Source organism: Pontibacter sp. CAU 1760, from assembly GCF_054482735.1.
This window is the reverse complement of sequence record NZ_JBTLRL010000005.1, coordinates 289,314-307,274: the sequence shown is the minus strand read 5'-3', so window position 1 is coordinate 307,274 and position 17,961 is coordinate 289,314. Positions and strand designations below refer to the sequence as shown.

General features: G+C 53.1%; 16 protein-coding genes. 8 read left to right on the top strand and 8 right to left on the bottom strand.

Translation table 11 applies throughout. The features are described 5' to 3' along the window. Nucleotides 1-2 precede the first annotated feature (2 nt). Genes ACXYMU_RS09740 through ACXYMU_RS09730 form a run of 3 tightly spaced genes read right to left on the bottom strand, consistent with a single transcriptional unit; the run spans nucleotide 3 to nucleotide 3,102 of the window. A complete protein-coding gene (locus ACXYMU_RS09740; protein WP_458986190.1) occupies nucleotides 3-1,550 on the bottom strand; it encodes a sensor histidine kinase in 1,548 nt (515 codons plus the stop codon). A 51-nt stretch (nucleotides 1,551-1,601) separates the two neighbouring features. Continuing rightward, entirely contained in the window at nucleotides 1,602-2,078 is a 477-nt protein-coding gene (locus tag ACXYMU_RS09735) for a hypothetical protein (RefSeq protein ID WP_458986189.1), read from the bottom strand. A gap of 1 nt (nucleotide 2,079) precedes the next feature. Further along, nucleotides 2,080-3,102 carry a hypothetical protein gene (locus ACXYMU_RS09730; RefSeq protein WP_458986188.1) on the bottom strand — a complete coding sequence of 341 codons (1,023 nt, stop codon included), beginning with the start codon at nucleotides 3,100-3,102 and terminating at the stop codon, nucleotides 2,080-2,082. Nucleotides 3,103-3,436: 334 nt separating this feature from the next. Between ACXYMU_RS09730 and ACXYMU_RS09725 the strand changes: the two genes are divergently transcribed. The 3 genes from ACXYMU_RS09725 to ACXYMU_RS09715 all read left to right on the top strand — a co-directional run bounded on the left by ACXYMU_RS09725 (nucleotide 3,437) and on the right by ACXYMU_RS09715 (nucleotide 6,181). Further along, nucleotides 3,437-3,814 carry a response regulator gene (locus ACXYMU_RS09725; RefSeq protein WP_458986187.1) on the top strand — a complete coding sequence of 126 codons (378 nt, stop codon included), beginning with the start codon at nucleotides 3,437-3,439 and terminating at the stop codon, nucleotides 3,812-3,814. Further along, nucleotides 3,814-4,857, top strand: coding sequence for an adenylate/guanylate cyclase domain-containing protein (locus tag ACXYMU_RS09720; protein WP_458986186.1), 1,044 nt, complete (start codon nucleotides 3,814-3,816; stop codon nucleotides 4,855-4,857). Before ACXYMU_RS09725 ends, ACXYMU_RS09720 begins: the two co-directional genes overlap by 1 nt. A 91-nt stretch (nucleotides 4,858-4,948) precedes the next feature. Beyond that, on the top strand, nucleotides 4,949-6,181 hold the full coding sequence (locus tag ACXYMU_RS09715) for a serine hydrolase domain-containing protein (protein WP_458986185.1): 1,233 nt from the start codon (nucleotides 4,949-4,951) through the stop codon (nucleotides 6,179-6,181). Nucleotides 6,182-6,284: 103 nt separating this feature from the next. Here the strand turns inward: ACXYMU_RS09715 and ACXYMU_RS09710 are convergent, their stop codons facing one another. After that, nucleotides 6,285-7,235, bottom strand: a complete 951-nt coding sequence (locus tag ACXYMU_RS09710; RefSeq protein ID WP_458986184.1) for an NmrA/HSCARG family protein — start codon at nucleotides 7,233-7,235, stop codon at nucleotides 6,285-6,287. A 330-nt stretch (nucleotides 7,236-7,565) separates the two neighbouring features. Here ACXYMU_RS09710 and ACXYMU_RS09705 point away from each other — a divergent pair, with 330 nt between their 5' ends. The 3 genes from ACXYMU_RS09705 to ACXYMU_RS09695 are packed head-to-tail and all read left to right on the top strand — an operon-like array spanning nucleotide 7,566 to nucleotide 11,462. Then, nucleotides 7,566-9,194, top strand: coding sequence for a glycerol-3-phosphate dehydrogenase/oxidase (locus ACXYMU_RS09705; protein ID WP_458986183.1), 1,629 nt, complete (start codon nucleotides 7,566-7,568; stop codon nucleotides 9,192-9,194). Nucleotides 9,195-9,209: 15 nt separating this feature from the next. After that, entirely contained in the window at nucleotides 9,210-10,694 is a 1,485-nt protein-coding gene (gene glpK / locus ACXYMU_RS09700) for a glycerol kinase GlpK (protein ID WP_458986182.1), read from the top strand. Between the two features lie 36 nt (nucleotides 10,695-10,730). After that, nucleotides 10,731-11,462 carry an MIP/aquaporin family protein gene (locus ACXYMU_RS09695; protein WP_458986181.1) on the top strand — a complete coding sequence of 244 codons (732 nt, stop codon included), beginning with the start codon at nucleotides 10,731-10,733 and terminating at the stop codon, nucleotides 11,460-11,462. 17 nt (nucleotides 11,463-11,479) lie between these two features. On the opposite strand, the gene ACXYMU_RS09690 is transcribed toward ACXYMU_RS09695, so the two are convergent. Beyond that, a complete protein-coding gene (locus ACXYMU_RS09690; protein ID WP_458986180.1) occupies nucleotides 11,480-12,523 on the bottom strand; it encodes an LLM class flavin-dependent oxidoreductase in 1,044 nt (347 codons plus the stop codon). Nucleotides 12,524-12,686: 163 nt separating this feature from the next. Here ACXYMU_RS09690 and ACXYMU_RS09685 point away from each other — a divergent pair, with 163 nt between their 5' ends. Together ACXYMU_RS09685 and ACXYMU_RS09680 are read left to right on the top strand one after the other, a co-directional pair. Beyond that, nucleotides 12,687-13,601, top strand: coding sequence for a pirin family protein (locus ACXYMU_RS09685; protein WP_458986179.1), 915 nt, complete (start codon nucleotides 12,687-12,689; stop codon nucleotides 13,599-13,601). 441 nt (nucleotides 13,602-14,042) lie between these two features. Then, nucleotides 14,043-14,561, top strand: coding sequence for a cupin domain-containing protein (locus ACXYMU_RS09680; protein ID WP_458986178.1), 519 nt, complete (start codon nucleotides 14,043-14,045; stop codon nucleotides 14,559-14,561). Nucleotides 14,562-14,723: 162 nt separating this feature from the next. Here ACXYMU_RS09680 and ACXYMU_RS09675 read toward each other — a convergent pair whose 3' ends face one another. The 3 genes from ACXYMU_RS09675 to ACXYMU_RS09665 all read right to left on the bottom strand — a co-directional run bounded on the left by ACXYMU_RS09675 (nucleotide 14,724) and on the right by ACXYMU_RS09665 (nucleotide 17,854). Further along, nucleotides 14,724-15,698: a multidrug resistance efflux transporter family protein gene (locus ACXYMU_RS09675; protein ID WP_458986177.1), complete on the bottom strand. Its 975-nt coding sequence runs from the start codon at nucleotides 15,696-15,698 to the stop codon at nucleotides 14,724-14,726. Nucleotides 15,699-15,733: 35 nt separating this feature from the next. Continuing rightward, the gene (locus ACXYMU_RS09670) at nucleotides 15,734-16,621 is read right to left on the bottom strand and encodes a helix-turn-helix domain-containing protein (RefSeq protein WP_458986176.1); all 888 of its coding nucleotides are present in this window, start codon (nucleotides 16,619-16,621) and stop codon (nucleotides 15,734-15,736) included. A gap of 342 nt (nucleotides 16,622-16,963) precedes the next feature. Continuing rightward, a complete protein-coding gene (locus tag ACXYMU_RS09665) occupies nucleotides 16,964-17,854 on the bottom strand; it encodes a dienelactone hydrolase family protein (RefSeq protein ID WP_458986175.1) in 891 nt (296 codons plus the stop codon). Nucleotides 17,855-17,961 lie beyond the last annotated feature (107 nt).

Sequence of the window (17,961 nt, the reverse complement as noted above, 5' to 3'; positions counted from 1 at the left end):
CATCAGCAAGGTAACTGGATAATGAACTCAGCACCTTGCCCTTCTTCTGTCGCTACTTTCAGGTCGCCGCCGTGGCCTTTTGTGATGATCTCGTAACTCAGTGACAAGCCCAGGCCCGTGCCCTCGCCGGTTGGTTTGGTCGTGAAAAAAGGCTGGAAGATCTTATCCAACACATGCCGGGGTACACCAAATCCATTGTCGAGGATAGAGATTTCTACCCAGTCGCCCATACTCCTGGTGGTGACCCTTATGGTTGGCTCGAAGGCTCCGTTCAGCTGTTTTTTCTTTTCTGTGATGGAGTAGAAGGCGTTATTGTACAGGTTGAGAAAAACCCTCCCCATCTCGTCCGGCGCAACCGGAATCTTGCCGATCGTTTCGTCAAACTCGGTGGTGAACTTGGCATTGAATGACTTGTCTTTTGCCCGAAGGCCGTGATAGCTGAGGCGCAGGAATTCGTCTGCCAGCCTGTTTATATCCGTTGGCGCTTTTGCGCCTGAGCTGCTGCGGGAGTGCTGCAGCATGCCCTTCACAATGGAATCGGCTCGTCTCCCGTGGTACAGGATTTTTTCTTCGTTTGATTTGATGGTGTTGGCGAGGTATTCGGCCTCACCCTGACCACCGGACTTATACTCCTCCAGCATTTCCTCCAGCAACTCCCTGTTGATCTCAGCGAAGTTATTGACAAAGTTCAGGGGATTCTGTATTTCATGGGCGATCCCGGCGGTTAGCTCCCCGAGCGAGGCCATTTTCTCTTTCTGGATCAGTTGTGCCTGTGTGGAGCGGAGCTCCTGCACGGTGTTTTCGAGGGTTTCGTTGGTAGTGGCCAGCGAGGTGTTTGCTTCCCGCAGTTTATTGGTCGTCACCGACAGGTAATCCACCATCCTGTTGAACGACTTGCCCAGTTCTCCGATCTCATCACCTGAGCTGTTTGAGACATGGGTCGTGAAATCGCCTTTGCCTACACGTATGGCCGCGTTTCGCAAGGCCAGCACAGGGCCCGAAATAGTTTTTGATAGCCAAAAGCCAATCAGTATCCCGATTAGAAAAACTATACCACTCACAATCAGGGAGGTGTTCCGGATACGCGCTTTACCGACGTTGATGGCTTCCGTAGAAAACCCGATCAGCACCGCTCCGCTCATCACCGCCGTCTGGAAAGGCGAGCGTTTCACGATGGTTTGCTGGTCTGATGCGGTCAGGGCGGTGGAGGCGTGGCTTTCGGGGTATGTTTTGAACACCTTTTCCTGCAGCCGGTAACTGGTATGGTTGGCAGACCAAACGGTATCCTGCTGCAACAGACTGATGAACTCTAGTCTTGGGTCGTCTTTCACGAACTCCATGGCTGTCTGCACACCTTCAAAATTCTGCTCGGTCATGGCAATCTTCACACCCAACGATACTGTGTTAGCCAGGTTCTGCACCTCGTTGTTATAGTTTTCCAGTAGCAGCTTGGCCTGCTGGTCCGGGAAGTAGTAGAGTGTAAAGAAAGAGAACATCAGCACGATCACAGCGATGGTGAGCCAAATCTTCCTTTTAAGGTTCATGATCATATGCCGCGTCGTTTGATATTGTGTTTCCTTGCCTGCTTTGGTGCTGCTTTGCTACAGCGTTTTCTTGCCATCCACTAAAACCGTTCTGATAGCTGACGTGGGTACAATTTCATTTACAATGCCAATGGAGCCGGGGTTTTGGCCAACAAAAGTCTGCAGTTCCGAAACAGTGTTGAAAAAGTTAGGGGCGGAGACCTTCCCCTGAAAAACCAGCGCAAGCCAGTACTTATTCAGTTCGTCGGGTTTCATGTTGTATACCTGCCGGCAAATGGCCTCGCCGAGGTCGTTGTTTGTCTTGAGCAGGGCGATGGTTACCTTGATGCCGTTGTTCCAGCGTTGTTTTTCGCCAAAGAAAACGGTGTGCAACTCTGCGGAGGAAAGTGTGGCGGGTGCGCCTTTCTGGTTGGCAATCACAGTCAGGGCTTCCTGTGCGTTTGCCTGTAAGCCTGACAAGAGCAAAAAGCCGGTGGCTAAAAGCACTGCGAAGGACTTCTGGAGGCTGCTGTGGTTGCGTGTGCTCTTTCCCATGTTAAAAGCCGATGGCCACTTGAGTTGAAAGGATATTGCTGTTCGGCCGAAGCTCGGACTGCAAGTGCTGGTATTCCAGTTTCACAACCGCTAGGTAGTTCAACTGGTAGCGTATGCCAGCCAAATAGGAGGAAGAGTTGTTTTTCCGGAAACCGATCTCACCAGCCTGGTATGCCAGGTTATCAAAACGAACGTATGGCGTGATTTTCTCGGTGGCTTTGTAACCGGCATACACATACGAGGAGAGCGATTTCCGATAGCCCGTGGTATCACTATGCGTTACCCCAAACATGCTTTCGGCCAGTACCTCTACCTGTTTGCCGAAACTGGCGACAGACGCGGTAATCAGGTGCTCTTTTATGCGCCAATTCAGTTGGTGCCCGCTGTGCAGTTGCGCTCCCCTGGCCAGTACATCCTGGTAATAAGAGAGCCCCAACCGGAGCGACTGCTTGGGTTTGATGTGCATGGCCAGCGTTACGGACTTGTTGCTGTTAAAATCAACGACCTCCGACGATTGTATCCCGTTCCCGACCATGATGTCATACCCAAACCGCAGTTCGCCCAGGTTCAGCCCCTGAAGGCTTATACCCGTGGTGTGCAGCGGGAAGATCTCTGTGGCAAAAAACAAAGGCCTGTTGATGGTCGGGAAAAACACCCTGCCATGGTGATAGGTGTCGTTCCAGTAGTTGAGCGGGGTATGGTGCTTCCCAACCAAAATGTTGTGGTTTCCTTTGATGTTGTATTTGATGATGATGCGCTCGATGCTGACTGAGAACTTGGTTTGAGAAGTGGGGTCAAATTTAAACACGGTTTCTCCCAGAAAAGAGAACCTGTCGCTGATGTCGGAGGTGATGAACAGGTCCTGCTCCCCGAGCCCGAAGGAAAGCCTTTGGTCGTTATAGGTGGCAGAGACATCCACAAATCCCCTGATCTGGGTATTGCTCTGGCCAATCGCGCTGGTAGCGGCGCACAGAGTTACAAGGAGCAGGAGCAGGCAAGGACTGATCTTTCTATAGCAAACCATAAGAGGCTTATATAAGGTTAAATCCTGGTGAATCTCCGCTCCAGACAACTAACAGGCTGACAAGTAATCTCTATATCAAAAACTGATCACAGGTATAAGCTGAAGCGAAAGCGATGAATAGGGTGCTCTTTGCGCTGGTTCAGAACTAAGTGGCTGGATAATAGTATGGTATAAATATATTATTTATTTGTGTTAAATATTACTATTTATTTAAGTTTATTCCGGGGATCATTTAACCCTACGCGGGTTTTTCAAGCGGTATAAATGCTCGCAAGCCATAGAATACCAGGCATCTGTAAATTTTGCAGCCGCTAAACTTTAATACGAACGCTTTATGAAAATACTGGTAGTTGACGATGAGGCAGATGTGCAGCCGTTGTTTGAGCAGCACTTCAGGAAAGAGATTAAAAGCGGAGAATTTGACTTTTCTTTTGCCCTTTCCGGCGAGGAAGCGTTAAAATATTTAACGGTTCATCCCTCGGAGGTGGTGCTTATTCTCTCAGACATCAACATGCCGGGTATGAGCGGCCTGGAATTGTTGCAGCAAATACGGCAGCGGTACAATACGCTGCCCCCTTTCGTGATGATGGTGACGGCTTACGGCGACGCGCAGAACTTTGAGCAGGCCATGAGCTTGGGCGCGAACGACTTCGTGTCGAAACCTGTGGACTTTAAGGGATTGAAGAAGAAACTTATGACGCTTGACGTGTAATGGCTAAAATACTGGTAGTAGATGATGAAGTGGATCTGGAGGTGCTCATTAAGCAAAAGTTCAGGCGCAAGATACGGGAAAACGTGTATGAGTTCGTGTTTGCCCACAATGGCCTCGAAGCACTCGAGAAACTGAAAGACCACCCTGACCTGGACATACTCCTGAGCGACATCAACATGCCCGAAATGGATGGGCTGACCTTGCTTACAAAGCTCCCCGAGGCAAACCCTATCCTGAGGGCGGTGATGGTATCTGCGTACGGGGACATGGACAACATACGGCTGGCCATGAACCGCGGGGCCTTCGACTTTGTGTGCAAGCCCGTCAACTTCCAGGACCTGGAAGTGACAATCGAAAAGGCGATCAGCAATGTGCAGCAACTGCGGGAGACCCTGAAGGCCATCAAGGAAAACGACATCCTGAAGATGTACGTGGACGAGAACGTACTCAATTTTATGACGCACAAGGAGTTTGAGAACAGCCTGCTTGTTAACGAAACCATCGAGGCCACCGTGATCTTTATTGATATCTGCGGCTTCACGGCGATTACCCAAAAGGTGCCCGCCAACACCGTGGTTAGCCTCATCAACAGCCTGTTCGACCTGATCGTGAAAGAGATCATCGCGCAGGAGGGCCACGTAGACAAGTTTATGGGGGATGCCGTGATGGCGGTTTTCCGGGGGAAGTACCACCTGGACCGGGCCATTGATGCTGCGCTGGCCATTAAGCAGCACTTTACCGATAGGAAGGAAATCCTCTCAGATGCCCTCACGCTTTCGCTTCAGGTGTCCATCGGCATTAACTCAGGCGAGATGGTGTCGGGCAACATTGGGGCGGTTTCACTGCGGCGGCTGGATTTTACCGTGATCGGGGATGCCGTTAACCTGGCCCAGCGCCTCCAGTCCGTGGCCCACGCAGGCCAGATCATCATCTCGGAGGAGGTATACGAGAAAGCCAAGGAGTCTTTTAGCTGCGCCAGGCTTGGAGAGGTGAGCCTTAAAAACATCACAAACCCGGTTACCATCTACGAAGTGCTGGGCTGATCTGGCCCGGTAAAATTCTTTTTGGCTTTGCGCCAAATTACTCAGGATCCTGCTCTATATTTAGGGATCAATTATGTGTTGGAGTTGAGGTATGGCTATTTTTCAAAAACGGTTTTCTTTCCTACAGGCTTTTGCAGCCCTTGCGCTTTTAGTGTTGGTCTTTTCCTGCCAGGAATTGGGAAAAGACGGCCAGGGGTTTAGTTGGTTTTCCAGGGAAGAATTACGGGAGGAGATTGAGGTGCCAGGCTGGTTTACGGCAGACAGCGCCCAGCAACTAAGCGACAAACTGGACGCCATGTTCAGGCACCTGCACAAGAAAAAAGGCTTCAATGGCACCGTGCTCATCACCAAATACGACCAGGTGGTGTACAAAGGCGCGTTTGGCTATGCCAATTTCAAACAGAAGGATACCCTCACCACCCATACCTCCTTTCAGCTCGCCTCCGTATCCAAGCAGTTCACGGCCATGGCTGTCATGATGCTGCAGGAAGAAGGCGAGTTGCAGTATGACGACAGCGTACAGCAGTACCTGCCCGACTTCCCATACCATGGCATCACGATTCGTCATTTGCTGACCCACCGCTCCGGCTTGCCCAATTACTCCTATTTTAGCGACGAGTTGTGGCCCGACCGTAAAGTGGCGCTCCTGAACAAGGATGTGCTGCACATGATGCAGCAGCACAAGCCAAAAATATACTACCAACCCGGTTTGCGCTTTAACTACAGCAACACAGGATATCTGGTGCTGGCTGCCATTGTTGAAGAGGTGGCAGAAGTCCCGTTCGAACAGTTTGTGCAGGAGCGTATCTTCAAGCCTTTGCAAATGGACCATACCTTCACTTTTCACCCTGACCTGGTAAACCAGACAGATACGGTAGCGGTTGGCCATGGTGGAGGCAAACGCAAACGGACGCCGGACTACCAGGACACCGTGCTGGGCGACAAGGGGGTATACTCTACAGTGGAAGACCTGTACAAATGGGACCAGGCCCTGTACACCAACAAACTGGTGAAGTTCGAGACGCTGCAGGAAGCCTTTACCGGCGCGTGGCTGGATAAGAAAAAGGACGAGGACTATGGGTATGGCTGGCGCATCAAGCCGCTCGGAAACGGCGACACAGCGGTATACCATGGCGGTTTGTGGCATGGCTACAGCACCTACCTGCTGCGCAACCCCAAAGACCACAGCGCCATTATTGTGTTGAGTAACCTGACCAATGGCAGCCTGAACTACCTGAAGGATCTGCGCAGCCTTTTATACCCCGCCACGCCTAAAAAAGCGAGCCAAAACACCCAGCCTAAAATCGTACGGGCGCAGCTTTAGTATACATCAGCTTAGCAATCTTCGGCTCGGGCAGTGGCTACGGGAGTCTTATAAAACCGCGAAAGCCAAAAACACATTGCTTCTAAAATGAGGTATAAGGCAGTTACGCTAATGGAATACGCGAGGCATTTTTGTCCAGCCACCTGCTAAACGACTGCAGATCCGGGTTCAGTTCTCTTGAAAATGCTACGTCGCGCACAGTATTGCACACCTCGTCAAAATCACGGTAAAACTGAAACATGTTGCCTAAGTCGTCTGCACCCGGAAAGCCAAGGTTACGGAATGTTTCAGGCGGAATGGCATTGTAGGTTACTTCCTGGCCCAAAGCGTTGGAAAAGGCGGCTGCCATTTCCGAGCCGGACAGGTGCTCGCCGGCCACTCCTACTGTTTTGCCCACCAACTCAGTTCCTCGCTTGAATATGCCATAGGCGCACTTACCGATATCTTCAGCGGCAATGCCGGCCATTTTCTTCTCGCCAATGGGTAGCGAAAGCGTTAGCTTGCCGTTCGGGCTTTTCTTAGGGCCCAACCCGAAGTTGATAAAGTTATCCCAGTAAAATGAGGCCCGGAGGAAAGTGGTGGGAACCCCTAGCTCAGTGAAGAAGTGGTCCGCTGCCCCTTTGGCGTCGAAGTGCGGCACTTTATACTTTCCCTGCAAGGTTGGCATCCGGTCACTGTCCAGAGGTACCCACTGTCGCGTATCTTCCAGCGTAGACCAGATGGCGTGTTGCAGCCCAGTCTCTTTGGCGGCTTCTGCCATGCGCTTTGCCTCTTTGTACTCCTGCTCCGGCGAAAAGTGCGCCCAAAAGAAGGTGACAAAGTAAGCTCCATAGGCTCCCCGCAAAACCCGTATGATGCTTTCCTTATCGTCAATATCAGCCGCTACCACTTCCGCCCCCAGCGCGACTAATGCCTTCGCCTTGTCCGACTGAGGATCCCGGGTAACGGCCCTCACGGCAAATTCACGGTTTTTGTCTTGTAAAATTGCGCGCGCAACGCCACCCCCCTGGGCACCTGTTGCACCAAATACGGTAATAATTTTCTGAGCAGCCATAGCAATATGAAAAGAATATTTTAAACGGAACCTCTTTTAATGCTTACGAGCAATGTGAAAACTGGTAAAAATTTATCGCTTTAAATTAGTGCGGCAAGCCGGGGGCAGATAGGTATGTCTTTTGGCACAGGTCGCGTTTTATCCGTTGCGCCACCTGAAGCCTGGTTTAATTCCCCTACCGTATCCACGCAAGACAGCACGAAGCCTCTGGGCAATGACGTAACAAAATGTATAAATGTATAATAGAGTTAACTGCTGATAATTTCTCTTATATTTAATAGAGGGAATAAGCACTCGGGACAATTACGCAAATCAATCTATCGACAGGGCATGGAAAAAAAGGCGTCATCTTTCAATAGAAGCGTGCTAATGGAAAAGCTGGCGCAACAAGGCCATGTCTGGGATTTGATTGTGATTGGGGGAGGCGCGACAGGGCTAGGAGTGGGGGTAGATGCAGCCTCCCGTGGATTACAAACCTTACTCCTGGAGCAGGCCGATTTTGCGAAGGGTACCTCTAGCCGGAGCACCAAGCTGGTGCATGGCGGTGTCCGTTACCTGGCCCAGGGAAACATCGCACTGGTATTGGAGGCATTGCGCGAAAGGGGCTATCTGCTGCAGAATGCGCCCCATGTGGTACACCCACAGGCCTTTGTAATCCCGTGTTACACGTGGTTCAGCAAGCTTCTCTACGGACTCGGGCTGAAGGTATACGACCTGATGGCGGGCCGCTACCGGCTGAAGGGCACTGCATTGCTTGGTAAAGCAGCCGTTGCGAACCTGCTGCCCAACGTGAAGAGAGAAGGCCTGGTTGGTGGGGTGGTATATTACGATGGCCAATTCGATGATGCCCGGCTGGCTGTAAACCTGGCGCAGACATGCATTGAGCAAGGTGGCGTTGCCCTGAACTACATGCGTGTGGAGGGGCTGTTGAAGGATGCCGCTGGAAAAGTAACCGGCGTGAGGGCACACGACTTAGAGAGCGGAGCACAATATGAGCTGCAGGCTAAAGCAGTGGTCAATGCCACCGGGGTGTTCGTCAACGAAGTCCTACACCTGGACACCCCCAACCAAGCACCGTTGGTGCGCCCCAGTCAGGGGGTGCATGTGGTGGTAAGCCGCGATTTTCTGAAGGGCAGCCATGCACTTATGTTGCCTGAAACACCGGACGGGCGTGTGCTGTTTGCCGTTCCCTGGAACAGGCATGTGCTGTTAGGCACCACAGACACCCCCCTGGAGGAGTATAGCCTGGAGCCAACGGCGCTGGAGCAGGAAATCGATTTTATTCTGGACACCGCCGGGCAATACCTGGAAATGAAACCTGCCCGAAAAGATGTATTGAGCGTGTTTGCCGGACTTCGGCCATTGGCAGCACCTGTCAGCAGCACCGGAAGCACCAAGGAAATATCCCGTAGCCATAAACTCTTGGTGGCGGCTTCCGGGCTCATTACCATCACGGGGGGCAAATGGACCACTTACCGCAAAATGGCCGCAGACGTGGTGGCCAAAGCCATAACCTTAGGCAAATTGGCAGCGCAGCCATGCCATACCCAACACCTGCACTTGCATGGTGCAGACAGCCTAACTGTTCCTGAATTACCGCACCTGCGTATCTATGGCTCCGATGCAGCAGGTATCGCTGCGCTCATACAGCACCAGCCGCACCTGGGCCACAAACTGCACGAGAAGTTTCCGCATGTGCTGGCAGAGGTGGTATGGGCAGCCCGGCATGAGATGGCCCGAACCGTGGAGGATGTGCTGGCCAGGCGGTTGCGCGTCTTGTTTCTGGATGCCAGGGTCGCGCTAGAGATAGCCCCTCAGGTGGCAGAACTGCTGGCTTTGGAGCTTGGCTTTGGGGAGGACTGGCAACAGCATCAACTAAAGGCATTCACGAAACTCGCCGAAAACTATTTATTAAAACCGCTGGATGTGGCAACGCCAGCAGCAGTCCCTAAAGTTTAACCTAACCGCATCGCTATGCAAACCTATATTCTCGCTTTAGACCAGGGCACCACCAGTTCCCGTGCCATCATCTTTAACAAGGCCGGCGCGCCTGTTTCGGTGGCCCAGAAAGAGTTCACGCAGCATTACCCGCAGCCCGGTTGGGTAGAGCATGACCCGAACGAGATCTGGTCTACGCAAGTGGGAGTGGCTGCAGAGGCTATTCTGAAGGCGGGGTTACAGGCAAAGGACATACAAGCCATTGGCATTACCAACCAGCGCGAAACAACGGTGGTGTGGGACAGGCGAACAGGTGAGGAGGTATACCCGGCGATTGTGTGGCAGGATAGGCGCACCTCCCAGTTCTGCGACCAGCTGAAGGCGCAGGGGCTGGAGGAAATGATCCGGGCAAAAACGGGGCTCGTAATAGACGCCTATTTCTCGGCCACCAAAATCTGGTGGATTCTGGAGCATGTGCCCGATGCCCGCCGGAAGGCGGAAGCGGGGCATTTGGTGTGCGGCACAATCGATACATGGCTGATCTGGAAAATGACAGGAGGGAAAGAACATGTCACGGACGTGACCAACGCCTCCCGCACGCTGCTATACAACATCCATACCCTCGACTGGGACCCGGAACTGCTTTCGCTCTTTAAAATTCCGGCGAGCATGCTACCGGAGGTAAAATCGTCGAGCGAGGTTGTGGGGTATACTGCAGGCTCGCTGTTCTCTGCCAGGATCCCGATTGCCGGGATTGCCGGAGACCAGCAGGCGGCATTATTCGGGCAGATGTGCACCAAGCCCGGTATGGTCAAGAACACGTATGGCACCGGTTGCTTCATGCTGATGAACATCGGCGAAGCTCCGATCATCTCCAAACACAGGCTGGTTACCACCATTGCCTGGAAGATACAGGGACGAGTGCATTACGCCCTGGAAGGCAGTATTTTTATTGCAGGTGCAGTGGTGCAGTGGCTGCGTGACGGCTTGGGCGTGATCTCGTCTTCGGAGGAGGTGGAGGCATTGGCAGGCAAAGTGTCCGGCAGCGACGGCGTGTACCTGGTGCCGGCTTTTGTAGGAATGGGTGCCCCACACTGGGACCAGCACGCACGCGGCACCATGGTGGGCATGACCAGGGGCACCACAGCCGCGCACATTGCCCGTGCCGCCCTGGAGAGCATCGCCTACCAGACATTCGAGGTGCTGAAGGCCATGGAAGCAGATGCAAACCTGTCCATCAGCGAGTTGCGGGTAGATGGCGGCGCCACGGAAAACAACCTGCTCATGCAGTTTCAGGCGAATATTCTGGGTACCCGTGTGGTGAAACCGCAAGTGACAGAAGTAACCGCATTGGGCGCGGCTTACCTGGCAGGCCTGGCGACCGGCTTCTGGTCTAGCATAGCGGATATACAGGAGCAATGGAAGATAAGCAAGCGCTTTGAGCCTGATGCCAGCCTGCCTTCCGAAGAATTGCTAAAAGGATGGCACCAGGCAGTGAAAGCTGCCAAGGCCTGGGTATAACATTATCTGCATCACTATATAAACCAATCCATGTACATGACTCCTTTTTCAGCTGAATTCATCGGCACAATGCTCTTAGTGTTGCTAGGCAACGGGGTAGTGGCCAATGTTGTCTTAAACGGTACCAAGGGAAATAACAGTGGCTGGATCGTGATAACGACTGGCTGGGCGCTCTCAGTGTTTACGGGTGTGGTAATTGCCGCTCCCTACAGCGGAGCCCACCTGAATCCGGCGGTGACGCTTGGCCTTGCCCTGGCCGGTAAATTCGGTTGGCAGCAGGTAGGCGGGTATATGGTCGCGCAGCTTTTGGGAGCGATGCTGGGGGCATTCCTGGTATGGGTCCTCTACCGGCCGCACTTCGACGCGACCGAGGATGCCCCGAGCAAACTAGCCGTCTTTTGCACGGGCCCAGCCATCCGGCACCGTTTCTCAAACATGTTCAGCGAGGCCCTGGGCTCTTTTGTCCTGATCTTTGTGATCTTCTATTTTACCGACCCCGCGATCGGGGATCAAAAGACGCCCATCGGGATGGGCTCTTTAGGGGCCTTGCCGGTGGCCTTGTTGGTATGGGGCATCGGCTTGTCGCTGGGCGGCACGACAGGCTATGCCATCAACCCGGCCCGTGACCTGGGGCCCAGGCTGGTGCACGCCCTGATGCCTATCAAAAACAAATGCCACAGCGATTGGGGTTATGCCTGGGTGCCCGTGGCAGGACCCCTGCTCGGAGCTGTAGCAGGCGCAGTGTTATACCTGATCTTAAGCCATTAATTGCAAACAGAAAGAAGCTATACTGCCCCTTTGGCTACGGCCTGCTTCACGGCCGGGGCCACCACCGTACCCAGTAACTCAATCGCGCGCATCACCTTCGCATGGGGCAGGGTGCCCACGCTTACATGAAACAGGAAACGGGTGTTTCCAAACAGTTCATACTCCCATAGGATCTTGTCGATAACCTGTTGCGGACTTCCAACCAGCAGGGAGCCTTGCGGTGCGCGCATCTGGTCATACTGCTCCCGCGTCATGGCCGACCAGCCGCGCTCACGGCCTATCTTGCTCATCACGTAGGCATAAGGCCCATAGTATTCGTTTGCGGCCTGCTGCGAATCATCAGCAATATAGCCGTGTGAGTTGATCGCGAGCTGGAGCTTTGCCGCCTCGTGTCCGGCTTTATGGTATACCTCCTTGTAAAGATCTGTAAAGGGCACAAAACGCTCCGGCATACCCCCGATGATGGCCAGGGCCATCGGCAAGCCCAGGGTTGCCGCCCGCACCACCGATTCTGGCGTGCCCCCCACCGCTACCCAAATCGGCAGTTCTTTTTGGTAAGGTCGTGGGTATACCCCCTGGTTATCGATGGCTGGCCTGTGCTTGCCCTCCCAGCGCACCTTTTCGCTTTTGTTGAGTTTAAGGAGCAGCTCCAGCTTCTCTTGGAAGAGCGTGTCGTAGTCTTTCAGGTCGTTGCCAAAAAGCGGGAAGGACTCTATGAAGGAACCCCGACCGGCCATTATCTCTGCCCGGCCTTTGGAGAGCAGATCGACATGGGCGAAGTCCTGGAAAACCCGCACCGGATCGTCTGAGCTCAGGACTGTAACCGCGCTGGAGAGTTTTATCTGGGTGGTTTTAACCGCCGCTGCTGCGAGCACCACAGCCGGCGACGACACAATGAAGTCCAGGCGGTGGTGCTCCCCAATGGAAAACACATCCAGCCCCAGCTGGTCTGACAACTCAATCTCCTCCATCAGATTCATCATGCGCTCGTGTGGGCTGCGCATTTTCCCGGTAGTCGGGTCAGGGGTGTTTTCTGCAAAAGTGGTGATGCCTATTTCCATGGTGCCTAGCGTTTGTCTTAAACTTAAGGTACAGCAAATTTTAAGGTATAGCCGGGGGGAGTTCAACTTAAGGGGGAAACTCACTTTACAAAAGCTACCCATACCCCGACCTGTTCTGGTGCTATCCCGTTTTAAAGAAGACAGCAAATTACGTTAAAATGTTATGCTAGATATTGTGATAGAAGCACGAAAGGCCTCCATCGGGCCTGGAATGGATGTGCGTCGGATTCTCCCGTTCAGGTTGCGCCGGATGGTGGGGCCTTTTATTTTCATGGACCACGCAGGCCCGGTGCATATGCAGCCCCAGGCCACCCATGCCATGGACGTGCTGCCGCATCCGCACATCGGCCTGTCCACGGTAAGCTATCTGTTCGGGGGGCAGGTAACGCATCGCGACAGCCTGGGTGTGGAGCAGATCATCCGGCCAGGGGAGGTGAACTGGATGACCGCCGGAAGCGGTATCGCACACTCCGAGCGTTTTGAAGACCCGGCGGCCCTGGCAGGCGGCGAACTGGAGATGATACAAACCTGGGTGGCGCTACCGGAAAAAGACGAGGAAGATGCCCCTGCTTTTCATAACTATAAACCCGGGCAGCTGCCCATTTTTACGGAGAAGGGGGTATGGATGCGGCTGATTGCCGGGAATGCCTTTGGCTTGCAAAGCCAGGTTAAAACCCATTCGCCATTGTTTTACCTGCATGTTGTGCTGCAAAGCGGAGCCCATTTTGGCTTGCCCAGGGAGCACTCGGAACGGGGCATTTATATAGCCAAAGGCAGCGTGGAGGTTTCCGGGAGAACCTATGCGGCAGGGCAGATGCTCGTCTTCAACAAAGGTGCTGACCCCATAATTTTTGCGAAGGAGCCTACTACCTTGATGCTGCTTGGAGGCGAACCGCTGGGAGAAAGGTTCATCTGGTGGAATTTTGTCTCTTCCCGTAAAGACCGCATCGAGCAAGCCAAAGCTGACTGGAAAGAGGGCAAAATCCTGCTTCCCCCAACCGACAACCTGGAATTTGTGCCGCTCCCGACAGACCGTTCTAAGCCCACTGGCAGCCCGCCTCCGCAAGCGCTTTCCTGATATTGGTTTCTGCCGCAACGGTATCATTTAACGCGCTGTCGGTTGTTTGGTAGGTATGCAAGTTATGTGGCGAAAACCCACCCCTAACCCCTCCGAGGAGTAGGGCCGTTTCATTTTAAAATTGCCTTCGCACGCGTCCCGCGCGTGTGAGGTATAGTTGCGCCTCTGGCCCAGTCGATTAACAAACCCAACATCATTATTTAGACACCCCGAAAGCTTTCTGGTCGCCATCAAAACGTAAGATAAAACGGCCCTGCTCCCGAGAGTAGGATAGATTACACTTAAAGAAATTCCCCTGCTCGGAGGGGTAGGGGTGGGTATATCATTAGAAAAGTTTTATACATCGCAAACTGAGTCAACTTCTTGCTTCATTCCGTATCATTTATTAATGAAATATTGTTATAAGATGCTTGTATACAAATATTTAGTGGCCTTTCACTTATGAATTTCTTCACGATGGAGATGAAAAAGAAAACAGCGATTACAGCGGAGCAAGGAGACACGTTTGATTTCGGTGGCCTGGGTGTGCACTGGAAATTGGAAGGAGCAGACTCTAAAGGGCGCTTTTCGGTGGTGCATCATCCGCTTGCGCCTCATGCACTGGCCGCTCCGCTACACTACCACCACAGAGAGGATGAGTATTCTTATGTGTTGGAGGGCAAACTGGGGGCATTGCTGGGCGACGACGTCGTGACCGCCGAGCCTGGCACCTGGGTACTAAAGCCACGCGGCCAATGGCACACCTTCTGGAACGCCGGTGACACACCTTGTACCATCATTGAGATTATCTCCCCGGCGGGCTTTGAAAACTACTTTCGGGAAATTTCTGCTGTATGGGGAGATATGAAACGGCTGGCAGAAATAAACGAGAAATATGCCCTGGAGATGGAACTGGCTAGTGTGCCAAAACTCTGCGAACGCTTTGGGCTTACTTTTCCGGCGACGGAAGACAAAAGCTAATTGCATGGATTTGTGGCTTCCGTCGCCGGCAGTATCGGTGTAAAAAGTGTAACCTGGCTTTGTGCACATCTCTGGTGTAGCCGGAGCGATTGTGCGCGGTACAGAAGGCAAGGCCTCTCGTCAAGCAAAGCCACCAGGGCTTAAATGACTGGCAAAGTTAGTTTATACCAGTCCTGGCCCAGGCGTATGCAGCACTTTTTGCCGGCTGGCTAGGCTATAGAGTACCAGCCCGCTGATGATGATCAGCATACCGATGTTGCCGAGCCCGTTTGGCCAGGCAATGCCCAGGAGCAAAGCTTCCCCGATAACCGTAAACAGGATTTCTACTGCCTGCGTAGCCTCCACAGCCGCCAGCGACGAAGCGTCCAGTCGAGCCAGGTGCATGGCTTTGAAGAACAGAATGCTGCCCACTACACCCGAACTCAGTGAAATGATGCATACCGCCAGCAATTGCTCCTGCCCCGGAAGGCCTGCCTGTGCGTAGCCATACCCCATCAGGAGCAGCTGCGCTGGAATACAGCCAATAGCAGTGCCCGCTACCCGTTGGATCGCGCTTAAGTGCAACCTGCTTTCCTCTACATGCAGCAGGAGTTTTCTGTTGGCAAGCGGCCAGGTAAAGGCCACAAGCAATACAAGGCCGATGCAGGTCCACAGTTGTTGCAGGGTATAGGCGCCATCTTTCTGGCTCCACTGCATACAGGCAATTCCAACGATGATGAGGATGGAAAGCAGCAGCGCTTTGAGGGGTATTTTGGCGCGATGATCTTTATACAAGAAAGGCGAAAGCAGAATTCCGGCCACAATAGTGAACTGAAACACGCCGGCCACCAGCCAGCCCGGCCCAAACGATGCCGCATAAGTCAATAGGTAGAAGTTGAGGCCAAAGGCCACGCTTCCCCAGAACAGCCATACCCAAATATGCTGCCTCATGACCCGTAACAAATGGCCTAGCTGCCCTTTGGCGGCGAGCAGCAGCGAGAGTAAAATCACCAGGAAAAAGGTGCGCAAGCCCGCTGTCCAGGCCCAGTGCCCGCCCTTGGCAGCCAAAAAGCTGTTCAGGATGTATGTGGAGCTGAAAAAAGCGCAGGCTACGGTGCCTAACAAGATTGCTTTCGTATGGCTGTTTGGTTGCATCATCAGAACGTTTCTGCAAAACTACAGCGGCGGGCTCCCTAACTAGTAGGATTTTGAGCGGCAGGAACGGTACTTTCAGCACCACTGCTTCGCATTTGGGTAGGTGTCAGGCTGGTGAGGCGCTTGAAGAACCGGATAAAGTAAGACACATCCTCAAAGCCAAGCTGGTAAGCGATCTCCTTTACTGACAGGCTGCTGAAGAGCAACAGGCGCTTGCTTTCAACTAACAGCCGCTCGTGCTGCATGTTGGCTACAGTGGTTTGCAGGTACTGGCGGCAGAGGCTGTTCAGGTGCTTGGGCGTGATGTCGAGGGCACTGGCATAAAAGGCGATGCTGCGGTGCTCGTGGTAGTGCTCTTCTATCAGGCTGCTCAGGCGGAACAGGCGCTCCGAGTGTCGTGCAGGCGTTATTTTACCTAGTTGCACCTGGCATTCCCGGAGCAGGTACTGCAGCAAAATATACAGGTAGCGGGAGAGAATAGCCATTTCCGGGTCAGGCTCTTGCAGCTCCTTGATCATCAGGCTGATCAACTCCTCAAAAATGAGCTTTAGTTTTGCTGGCAGGTCGAGGTAGGGGTGCTGGTATACGGAGCTGAAAATGATAAACGCGTCGTGGGAGCGGATGCCTGTTTCCTGCAGAAAACGTTCAGAAAAAGACACCAGCACCCCTTTTTCCTGGCGGGACTCCCGTTGATGGGCCTGCCCTGGCCGCAACAGAAACACCCGGTCGGCCTGCAGGGGGTAGTGCTGGAAATCGATCAGGTGAGCACCTCCCTTTGTTTCCTGCACATACATAATCATGTAGGCGTCGTGGCTGTGGGGTACCTCCGACAGCTCGTTCACAAATGTCTCCAGCGGCATGATGGTCAGTGCCTTTTGGTTCAGCAAATCCTGGATCGGGAGGCGGTTTGTTTTCGAGCGCTTCATGCGGCAAAGTACGTAAAAGGCAACACCACTTACAGCATCCTTGCTTTATTTTAAACGAATGCTGGCAGGGCTATCGGTTCCTGCTTCCTGGCAGACATAGCGGCTTCTTTTTCAACAGGATGACCAAGGCGCCTGTGCTCTGAATACTGGTTGATTCAACAGCCTGATTAGCCTGCTCCCTTGTAGAATGACGCTCAGCCCAGGTAAAAAACTTTTAACTTAGAGCTGGATTTATTTCTTCCGAAGCCAGGGTAGTATGTAACTTAAGCAGACGCTCAAGTTAATATCCTGCAAATCTTAACACCGGCTGAATGGTGGCTGATGCCTGTCAGATCAATCAAATCAGGACGATAGCTTTTCCTGGAAGAAATCGATGGTGCGGTTCCAGGCGAGCGCTGCTGCTGCCTTGTCGTAGCGGGGGGTGGTGTCATTATGGAAACCGTGGTTGGCGCTGGCATACATGTACGCCTGATAGGATTTGTCGTGCTTTTTCAGCGCAGCTTCATAGGCTGGCCAACCTTCATTCACGCGCGTATCCAGTTCGGCATAGTGCAGCAGGAGGGGAGCCTGTATCCTGGCCACGTCTTCGGTAGCCGGTTGTCCGCCGTAAAAAGGAACAGCAGCTGCCAAACTGGGCAGGCGCACGGCCATCATGTTGGCAACCCAGCCGCCAAAGCAAAAGCCCACCACGCCTACCTGGCCATTGCAATCTTTGTGGTCTTTCAGATAATCAAAAGCAGCTATAAAGTCTTCCAGCATGTCATCCCGATCGCGTTTGCTCTGCATAGCCCGGCCATCGTCGTCGTTGCCGGGGTAGCCGCCCAGCGGAGTTAGGGCATCGGGTGCGAGGGTTATAAAGCCTGCCAGGGCAGCCCTTCTGGCCACATCTTCGATGTGCGGGTTCAGGCCCCTGTTTTCATGCACCACCACAATGCCACCCAGCTTCTTGCTGGCATTTGCAGGCATCGACAGCAAACCTTTCATGGTGCCGCCCCCTTTTGGCGAGGTATAGGTAATATACGATGACTTCAGGCGCGGATCATCCGCTTTCACCTGAACGCCACCCTTGTAATCGGGCATCAGGAAACTCATGAGGGAGGCCACCGTTAAACCCCCTACGGCATAAACAGACAGCTTTTGGATAAACTCGCGCCGCTCTACTCTGTTGTGCGCATAATCATCATAGAGGTCAAATACTTCCTGTTTGATGTCTTCTTTTTTTATCTCGTCCATAGCCGATCGCTTTCATAGTGTGCTATAAGTTAAGCAATTCCATCCCATCCGGCAGCCACAAGCGCCTATTTTTATTTATGCCTGGCAGGGAAGCACGAAAGATGCAG

Excerpts from the sequence above, each read along its gene's own strand:
- ACXYMU_RS09740 (WP_458986190.1), bottom strand. The coding sequence starts at position 1,550 with ATGATCATGAACCTTAAAAGGAAGATTTGGCTCACCATCGCTGTGATC.
- ACXYMU_RS09735 (WP_458986189.1), bottom strand. The coding sequence starts at position 2,078 with ATGGGAAAGAGCACACGCAACCACAGCAGCCTCCAGAAGTCCTTCGCA.
- ACXYMU_RS09730 (WP_458986188.1), bottom strand. The coding sequence starts at position 3,102 with ATGGTTTGCTATAGAAAGATCAGTCCTTGCCTGCTCCTGCTCCTTGTA.
- ACXYMU_RS09725 (WP_458986187.1), top strand. The coding sequence starts at position 3,437 with ATGAAAATACTGGTAGTTGACGATGAGGCAGATGTGCAGCCGTTGTTT.
- ACXYMU_RS09720 (WP_458986186.1), top strand. The coding sequence starts at position 3,814 with ATGGCTAAAATACTGGTAGTAGATGATGAAGTGGATCTGGAGGTGCTC.
- ACXYMU_RS09715 (WP_458986185.1), top strand. The coding sequence starts at position 4,949 with ATGGCTATTTTTCAAAAACGGTTTTCTTTCCTACAGGCTTTTGCAGCC.
- ACXYMU_RS09710 (WP_458986184.1), bottom strand. The coding sequence starts at position 7,235 with ATGGCTGCTCAGAAAATTATTACCGTATTTGGTGCAACAGGTGCCCAG.
- ACXYMU_RS09705 (WP_458986183.1), top strand. The coding sequence starts at position 7,566 with ATGGAAAAAAAGGCGTCATCTTTCAATAGAAGCGTGCTAATGGAAAAG.
- glpK (WP_458986182.1), top strand. The coding sequence starts at position 9,210 with ATGCAAACCTATATTCTCGCTTTAGACCAGGGCACCACCAGTTCCCGT.
- ACXYMU_RS09695 (WP_458986181.1), top strand. The coding sequence starts at position 10,731 with ATGACTCCTTTTTCAGCTGAATTCATCGGCACAATGCTCTTAGTGTTG.
- ACXYMU_RS09690 (WP_458986180.1), bottom strand. The coding sequence starts at position 12,523 with ATGGAAATAGGCATCACCACTTTTGCAGAAAACACCCCTGACCCGACT.
- ACXYMU_RS09685 (WP_458986179.1), top strand. The coding sequence starts at position 12,687 with ATGCTAGATATTGTGATAGAAGCACGAAAGGCCTCCATCGGGCCTGGA.
- ACXYMU_RS09680 (WP_458986178.1), top strand. The coding sequence starts at position 14,043 with ATGAATTTCTTCACGATGGAGATGAAAAAGAAAACAGCGATTACAGCG.
- ACXYMU_RS09675 (WP_458986177.1), bottom strand. The coding sequence starts at position 15,698 with ATGATGCAACCAAACAGCCATACGAAAGCAATCTTGTTAGGCACCGTA.
- ACXYMU_RS09670 (WP_458986176.1), bottom strand. The coding sequence starts at position 16,621 with ATGAAGCGCTCGAAAACAAACCGCCTCCCGATCCAGGATTTGCTGAAC.
- ACXYMU_RS09665 (WP_458986175.1), bottom strand. The coding sequence starts at position 17,854 with ATGGACGAGATAAAAAAAGAAGACATCAAACAGGAAGTATTTGACCTC.